The organism is Nostoc sp. 2RC, assembly GCF_014222165.1.
In the GTDB taxonomy this organism is placed as follows: domain Bacteria; phylum Cyanobacteriota; class Cyanobacteriia; order Cyanobacteriales; family Nostocaceae; genus Nostoc; species Nostoc linckia.
In genome coordinates, this window is the sequence record NZ_JACKZU010000367.1 from 1 (window position 1) to 8,144 (window position 8,144).

Below are 8,144 nucleotides of genomic sequence, written 5' to 3' on the forward strand. Positions count from 1 at the left end.
CCTCCCACACTCCCCGCTTGCCCCATGCCCAATTCAAGATAACTTAGTGATAAATCCCAATAATTTTTTAGTAGTTGATGTCAGGAGTGTACGACGATAGGCGTCAGCTGCTTTTTTAATGGCTTCGGCTTGGGTGGGATAAGGATGAATCACGCTGCTTAACTTACTCAAACCGATTTTATTTACAATTGCTGTGGTTATTTCTGAGATGGTTTCGCCGGCGTGACGGGCGACAATGGTTGCACCGAGAATTTCATCGTCACCTTTTTTGTGGTGGATTTTCAGAAATCCTAATTCTTCACCATCAGCGATCGCTCGGTCTACACTACTAAAAGGAATGGCGATGGTTGTCACTTCAATGCCTAATTCCTGCGCTTCATGTTCGTACATTCCCACATGGGCAATTTCTGGGTCGGTATAAGTTACCCACGGCATTACCAAGCTGCTGAGTTTGCTACGTCCCAAACCAAAGGGAGAAAACAGGGTATTCTTAATTACAATCCTGGCTGCGGCATCGGCAGCATGGGTAAACTTCCACTTCATGCAGATATCGCCAGCTGCATAAATTTTGGGATTGGTTGTTTGTAAGTAATCATTCACCTTTACGCCAAGGCGTTTGTCATATTCTACACCTGCGGTTTCTAAATTTAGACCTTCTACATTTGGCGCACGTCCCACACCTACTAAAATTTCATCTACTGTCACCGAATCTCGATGACCGTTGGAGGAAAAATAAAGCCGTTTTCCTTGGGTCACTGTTACCACTTCTTCCAATTTGGAATTCAATACCAAGCGAATTCCTTCGTTAACCAAAACCCTTTGCAGAATTTTTGCAGCTTCGGGATCTTCTTTGTTGAGGATCTGAGAACCGCTATGAAAAAGTACCACCTCAGAACCCAAGCGCCGGAAAGCTTGCGCCAATTCGCAACCAATGGGGCCGCCACCAATTACCGCTAAACGTTCCGGTCGTTGAATCAAAGAAAAAACCGTTTCGTTGGTGAGATAACCTGCTTGTTCCAGTCCGGGAATGGGGGGTTGTGCGGCTCTCGCGCCAGTAGCAATTACGGCTTTTTTAAAGCGGAGAATTTTATCACCCACTTCTACGGTATTTTTACTCGCAAATCTGCCGCTACCTAAGAAAACATCAACTCCTAAGTTTTGAAATCTTTGTGCGGAATCATTATGGCTGATATCAGCTCTTATCTGCCGCATCCTAGCCATAACTTTGGGAAAATCCACATCAATATTATGTTGGGGAATATTAACTCCCAAATTTTTAGCATTCCAAGCTTCGCCAACTACACGAGCAGAACGAATTACAGTTTTAGATGGTACACAACCAACATTTAAGCAATCTCCACCCATGAGATGCTTTTCAATTAGTGCCACTTTTAAACCTAAATCTAAACCTGCTGCACCTGCGGCTACTACTAGTCCTGCGGTTCCAGCACCAATTACTACCAAGTCGTAAATATCAGCAGGTTGAGGATTGACCCAATTTTGTGGATGGACATAGGATACTAACTTTTGGTTATACTCGTCCATTGGACGGACTGTAACTCTCTCGAATTGGGAATTGGTCATTTTTATACCTCATTTGCCAACTGAAAATACCAAAGTCAAGATAAATTTGTTAATGGTTATTTCATCAGAATTACATCTTTGCACTGTTTTATCGGTTTGAGAATTGACAAATCAAATGAGAAAAATTTTTCAACGCAGAGGAAAGCTGAGTTTTATTGACAGTCAACAGTTAACGACACCACGAATACTTGTGCTTTTTTAGCGTACATTAACTTATAAAATTTCATCTTCTAAAGCTTTGCGAGCAATGCGGGTGATATAAATTGTTACGGTCAGTGTGGCAATAAAACCAAGAATCCGGATTGTCCATTGTAAAGTAGAGTTTGTGGGTTGAGCCTCAGTACCAATGGTGGCAAGATTGCTAGCTAAAGAACCAATGTAAACATACATAATAGTTCCAGGAATCATGCCTACGGAACCGATAAAGTAATCTTTGAGGGAAACTCCGGTGATGCCGAAAGCATAGTTTAATAAGTTGAAAGGAAATATTGGTGACAGTCGCGTTAACAAAACAATTTTCAATCCTTCTCTGCCAACGGCTTGGTCTATGGCGGTAAATTTTTTATTATCTGCGATTTTTTGAGCAACCCAATCTCTTGCTAAATAACGTCCCACCAAGAATGCAACTGTAGCGCCAAGGGTTGCACCAACGAATACATACAAAGAACCCCAAACTACGCCAAAGATGACGCCAGAACCCAAGGTCAGAATAGAACCTGGGAAGAAGGCAACGGTGGCGAGAATGTAAATTGCAATAAAAGCGATCGCTCCCACTGTACCAAGGCTATCAATCCACTGCAATGCATCTCGTAAAATTGCTTGGGGATTAAAAGAATTGCTATTTACAGATTCTTGTGCAAAAGCAAAGTCTGTATTTAACAAAAAACCAAAGCCAAGTACTAATAATATTAATAAAATCCATCTCAAATTTTTCATTTGCTTTGCGCCTAGAGCGTCTGTAATTAAAAAAATTATCCTGCAAATATACACTGCCCAATTTTCTACATATTGATTTTTATAAATTGCAAAGGTGAAAAAATTAAACATGATAATTTGCAATTGCTACTCTCGAAATGAATCTGGTTGTTCTAAATGACTTGTTTCTGTGAGTTCTACACTTTGAGCTAGGGCTTTTTGAGCAATTTTTGTCATATAAACAGTCACAGCAACGGTAGCAATTAATCCAATTATTCGCATTATCCATTGCCAGATTTGAGTTTCTGGAGTACTTGGTTGATGAGAGATATTAATCATCGCAATATTGCCAGCTAAAGAACCAATGTAAACGTACATTACAGTACCAGGAATAATGCCAAAGGAACCTAATATATAATCTTTGAGAGAAACCTGTGTCACTCCAAAAGCGTAATTCAATAAATTGAAAGGAAACAGGGGAGATAGACGAGTTAATAAAACAATTTTCCAGCCTTCTTTGGCGACTGCTAAATCAATGGCTTTAAATTTTGGATATTTTTCCATTTGTTGATAAACCCAATTCCGTGAAAAGTGGCGTCCAATTAAAAAAGCCAAGGTAGCTCCAATTATGGCAGCAATTAGGACATATACTGAACCCCAAAATACTCCAAACAAACAACCACCTTTAAGAGTTAACAGGGAACCAGGTATAAATAATAATGTTGCTAAGTTGTAGATGACTATGTAAGCAATAGGGCCAAAGATGCCAAGACTCTCAACCCAAATAATTAAGGTGTGTAAAAGTCCCTGAATGTTTAACTGTTTAGCCGCAATTATAAGAGTGACAATTAAGCAACTTAGCAGTAGTATTTTCAGTTTGGAAGTGAATAAGCGCTTCTTCATTTTGATAAATTTGACCTTCTGAGGTTCAAGTTTGACCTTTTGAAGCTGAATTTTGAAACCTATACCAATGCAATTTAATAATTGCAGCACATTGTTGGGTCAAGACGCGATTCATCGGGTCTATACAAGTGATGTATTTGTGGCATTATTTTTTTCAATCGGTGTTACATATCGAATCTAATGCCACTAAGATATACTACCGACATGAAAAACAGCTTAAATCCTCTTAAATTTTTCTCCCCGATACCAACGACGAATTCGTTCGGGTGACACACCGAGTAAATAAGCAATAATTACTATTTGATTGAGTAGCGTAGTTTTAAGCACTCCTTTTTGCAACCATCTACGCGCTGAGGTCACAACTGGTGTGGAGAGAATTGCAATACGTCCTTTGGTTTTTAAACGACGTATCAGTTCAAAGTCTTCCATGATGGCTAATTCTGGAAAACCGCCGACTTGTTGAAATACTGCTTTGGTGACAAAAATTGCTTGGTCGCCATAAGGCATTTGAAAAAAATGCGATCGCCACTTTACACCCAACTCTACCCATCTTAAACTCAAAAGGGACGCATCAATTTGTAAGTTAAATGCACCAGCAACAATTCGGGGTTGTTGTAGCGCCGTACAAATCATTTCATCAAACCCAGCAGGTAAACGGGTATCTGCATGAAGAAATAACAGAATCTCGCCGCTAGCCGCCGCAGCACCCGCATTCATTTGCACAGCACGACCGGGAGATGATGAGATAACTTTGACACCTAAAGACTGGGCTATTGCTTTGGTATCATCACTAGAGCCGCCATCTACGACAATAACTTCTATATTTGTACTGCTTTTTGTAGTCGCGATCGCTTCTTTGATATTCCCTGCTTCATTAATAGCCGGAATGATAATAGAAATTTTGTCAATCAGATTTGAACAATTCACAGGTTCACTACAATATCTATGTAATTAGATAACCAAGATAAATCACTTTTCACTACCTCTCAAATATACTGAAAATTAGTAAATCGATAATCATTGTAATTAGGGCGCACAGCTATTTGTACGCCCTTACTACCTAATGATTTGTATCAGAATTTTACCTTTAAAGCCTCTGTCCTCCTGCCTTAAGTTTCCCAGCGATTTACTTAAGACGCGAGAATTATATCAGAGTAAGCAAAAGACCAAACTGGACGCATCTTGAAAAACTCTTCAAAGGAAATTTTCAAATCTTTGTTATCATCGTATTTTTGCATGTATTCTTCAACTTCACTAGAAGGTAATCCCCATTCTAGTAATAGGATCTTTAACTCCAATTCATCAATGTAACCATTGCGATCGATATCTAATTCCTCAAAAATTAATCTACACTTTTCTTCATTGCTAATATTTTTCCCCTTACTTAAATATTTTAACTTCAATGTTTCCTTTTGTAGCCGTTCTTTGACACCTTTAATATGCCAGATTTGCTCATAAAATTCATTGAAATTAAATTCATTAACCTCTGTGTGTTCATTGATAAAATTATTGATAAAAGCCTCAGGAACTTGCCATTCTCGCCAAAGGCTCATCAATTCGTCCTTATCTAAAGTTCCACTTTGATTTACATCCAATTGAGTAAAAACTGCTGCTGCTAATGCCCGATCGTCAAGTTGTTCAGAATTAATTGATAAATGATTGCCGATCCATAATTCTTTCGCATCTTCATCAATTAATGTCTGTCTTTGACTTTCTTTTGTCCAACTTATCCATTGTGCTGGTGTGGGATTCATGATTAATTTATAAAGAGCATTATATCCCAGTACAAAAACGATAAAAAACAAGTTGCCAGCCACACCTAATACAGAAGGGAATATCAATACACCAGCTGCGAGAATCGAAGCCGAATAAAGATTATCTTTAAAAAGCCCAAACGCAGTAAATACAAAGTAAAATACCCGACACCAAACGTATATACTGAGAACTAAAAAGGTGTTAACTAACCACAAATCTGAATTAGGTTCTAAGAGGAGATGAATGGCACAATAAAGATGCAAACTAACACAGAATATATACGATGGAATCATTGCACTCTTCGCGCCAAAAACAATCGGTGTTTGGTAAGAAGATGAAGTGACGTGACCGATTATGGCTGATAGTGCCATAACGATCGCCGGGATTTCTGGATTACTACTAAAAAATGCAATCACACCAAAAACAATCTCTATAGTTCCGGAAATTACATGAGTTCTGATTGATAATTTCCGCTTGGGTAACATCAGAAATTTTGGGTGTGGTGGGTTCGTATAGTGATAATACAAAACGTAAAAATTACTGAAGATTGATGCCGCACACAAAATTAGTTTTTGATAATATTCAATTTCCTTTCCTGTAAAAGTGCTACTGAAATAAAAGTAAGCTAGGACATAAATACTCAACGGTAAAATTAGCAATCCTTGTTTCAAGAATGTTGGCATATAGACTATACCTGGTATATTTTGTTGCAGATGCAATCAATATACTAATGCTGATGAGAAAAAAACACAAGGATAGTTAAGGCACTTAAGGAATTTTTTGTAAAAATTTTATATTTTATAGCTGAGTTAGTTACCTGATATCTTCAGCCTCTAAATTCTTGATATCCTACATCTCTACACACAATATGACATCAGATTTGTAGCTGGCTTATAAGTGTATATTGAGCATAAGTTTTACTTAATATTTATTTGTCAAAGTTAGCAAAGCGATGGTGTGGATTGGAGATGGTTTTGCTGGTAATGAGTTTTTACCGCCTTAATATGTCTAATCTGAAAAAATGGTGTTAAAGAGCGATCGCTTTTTTCGAGATTGCTTTGCTAGCTATGAGTTTTTATAATTAAACCATCGTAGAGCTAATCTGAAACATAATATCAAAGAGCATCGGCACTACTAGATACAGGAATAGAAATTTGTATTCTGGTCAATTCCTGGGGTAGTTCCTTGGCGATTTGAGAAGGGAAAATTTCTAATTTTCCTCCCATAACTTCCACTAGAGTTTGATTGATTACTAGCCTCATTCCTGGAGAAAGAGTAACGCTTTGTAGGTTTGCTTGATGCAGATGATTTTTAGATTCCATCAAGTCAATTGCCTCACTTGAAGGTATGGTATTCATTGGTACATCCAGCCAAATATTCACAAAATTATTTGTAGAGATGGTGTTGCTAGAAATATAAATGCTGCCTTCTTCCATCTGACTAATGGCAGTGTCTATTAAACTAATTAATATTTGACGGAGCCAGAGATGATCTGCCAAAACATAAATTTCTGGATCTGCGGGTAACAATTGCAACTTAAAATTGCGATTTGCCGCCAGCATATAAGTTAAGTTATAAACTTCCTCCAAAATATTGGCCAAGGGTCTGGGTTGAATATCTAGTTTATTTGTACCATGCTCAGTTCTAGCGACGTTGAGAATTTCATCCATTAGCTTCAGCAGTTTCAGCGTTCGCTCATGAGCCTGGACAATAAATTCTCGTTCTTCAGCGGGACTTTCACACAGATCTGACAAAATTAATTGATGTAAACCAATTAAACCATTCAAAGGCGATCGCAATTCATGGGTTGTGCGTGCCAAAAAACCAGCTTTAAACTGGCTCATCTCTCTTGCCATCAGGTATGCCAGCTGGGTTTGCTGGATTTGTTCTGATATTGATGGTGTGTCCTGTTGGTCTAATGGCGTTACCGCAGATAAGCTAGATGAAGAGTTTGGCGATGGCGTAAAAAATCGACGAAAACCTAGACCTAGTGCTATTCCTGCTCCTAAATATATCCAGTTCATCCAATTCATATTTTGGCAATTATTAACTTGTTAATCGATGGCAACAGCCGAAATTCAAGTTCCGCATTTTTCGGCTGTAGAAACCAAGGAAACAACATTATAGCTATCTATCGCAGTTTTAAATTGTTGCTATATTTTACTTACATTCGACGAATCTAAGTTTATTGCACCTTGCCGGAGAATCTGCCAATTAATTCCTGTCCATTTAGCAACTGTGGAAGGTATACCCACTCCCAATATTTCATCCTGAAATTCTGTGGTTGCTAGAGTCAGAACGTCGGGAAACTGAGCTGTAATTTCAGCGATGGTTTGTAAAGGTGGCTGACCAGAAAAATTAGCACTAGTGGTGGCAAGGGGGCCTGTTTGCGCCAAAATAGTTTGAGCAATGGCGCTGTTTGGTACTCGAATCCCAATTGTTGTTGGGTCACTGGGATTCATCACTTTTGGCAGGCGTTGACTTGCTGGTAACACTAATGTCAGTCCTCCCGGCCAATATTTATCTGTTAATTTTTGCCAAATTTTATACTCGTCATCGCTACCTTTGACATAAGGCCACAAATCCTCAGCACTAGCAGCCATGAGAATCAAAGGTTTGTCTTGACTGCGTTGCTTCGCTGCAAAAATTAATCCTGCTTTTTCTGGTATCGCCGCCAGTGCCGGAACTGTGTCTGTGGGAAAGCTCACCAGTAAACCAGCGCGTGCGCCAGCTATGAGTTTTTCTAGAGAAACTTGGGTCATGTTTACTGACAATACTAGTCCACCAATTTTACTATTGGGAAGGATACCAGTTTATGGTTGTTACACTAGTAGTTCGCTTTCGTGACTTAGGGGGGGAAAGGGGAAAGGGGAAAGGGAAAAGGGGAAAAGGGAAAGAAAAAACCTTTAACCCTTACCCTTTAACCCCTTCGGGGTGACGCTCCTTCGTCGCTAACGCTGACGCTAACGCCAGTCGCTCATGGGGGA

General features: G+C 39.0%; 7 protein-coding genes. All 7 read right to left on the reverse strand.

The genetic code is table 11. The features are described from left to right. Positions 1–33 precede the first annotated feature (33 nt). Complete coding sequence (locus tag GNE10_RS28605) at positions 34–1,584, reverse strand: mercuric reductase (RefSeq protein ID WP_185569035.1); 1,551 nt, start codon at positions 1,582–1,584, stop codon at positions 34–36. A 213-nt stretch (positions 1,585–1,797) separates the two neighbouring features. Continuing rightward, positions 1,798–2,520, reverse strand: coding sequence for a TVP38/TMEM64 family protein (locus GNE10_RS28610; protein ID WP_185569037.1), 723 nt, complete (start codon positions 2,518–2,520; stop codon positions 1,798–1,800). A 126-nt stretch (positions 2,521–2,646) separates the two neighbouring features. Then, positions 2,647–3,402, reverse strand: coding sequence for a TVP38/TMEM64 family protein (locus tag GNE10_RS28615; RefSeq protein ID WP_185569039.1), 756 nt, complete (start codon positions 3,400–3,402; stop codon positions 2,647–2,649). 216 nt (positions 3,403–3,618) lie between these two features. Further along, entirely contained in the window at positions 3,619–4,329 is a 711-nt protein-coding gene (locus tag GNE10_RS28620) for a TIGR04283 family arsenosugar biosynthesis glycosyltransferase (protein ID WP_185569041.1), read from the reverse strand. Between the two features lie 203 nt (positions 4,330–4,532). Continuing rightward, the gene (locus tag GNE10_RS28625; RefSeq protein ID WP_185569043.1) at positions 4,533–5,840 is read right to left on the reverse strand and encodes an EF-hand domain-containing protein; all 1,308 of its coding nucleotides are present in this window, start codon (positions 5,838–5,840) and stop codon (positions 4,533–4,535) included. A 432-nt stretch (positions 5,841–6,272) separates the two neighbouring features. After that, positions 6,273–7,190: a sensor histidine kinase KdpD gene (locus GNE10_RS28630; RefSeq protein ID WP_185569045.1), complete on the reverse strand. Its 918-nt coding sequence runs from the start codon at positions 7,188–7,190 to the stop codon at positions 6,273–6,275. A gap of 120 nt (positions 7,191–7,310) precedes the next feature. Next, positions 7,311–7,919 carry an L-threonylcarbamoyladenylate synthase gene (locus GNE10_RS28635; protein ID WP_185569047.1) on the reverse strand — a complete coding sequence of 203 codons (609 nt, stop codon included), beginning with the start codon at positions 7,917–7,919 and terminating at the stop codon, positions 7,311–7,313. Positions 7,920–8,144: the final 225 nt, after the last annotated feature.

Excerpts from the sequence above, each read along its gene's own strand:
- GNE10_RS28630 (WP_185569045.1), bottom strand. The coding sequence starts at position 7,190 with ATGAATTGGATGAACTGGATATATTTAGGAGCAGGAATAGCACTAGGT.
- GNE10_RS28605 (WP_185569035.1), bottom strand. The coding sequence starts at position 1,584 with ATGACCAATTCCCAATTCGAGAGAGTTACAGTCCGTCCAATGGACGAG.
- GNE10_RS28635 (WP_185569047.1), bottom strand. The coding sequence starts at position 7,919 with ATGACCCAAGTTTCTCTAGAAAAACTCATAGCTGGCGCACGCGCTGGT.
- GNE10_RS28610 (WP_185569037.1), bottom strand. The coding sequence starts at position 2,520 with ATGAAAAATTTGAGATGGATTTTATTAATATTATTAGTACTTGGCTTT.
- GNE10_RS28625 (WP_185569043.1), bottom strand. The coding sequence starts at position 5,840 with ATGCCAACATTCTTGAAACAAGGATTGCTAATTTTACCGTTGAGTATT.
- GNE10_RS28615 (WP_185569039.1), bottom strand. The coding sequence starts at position 3,402 with ATGAAGAAGCGCTTATTCACTTCCAAACTGAAAATACTACTGCTAAGT.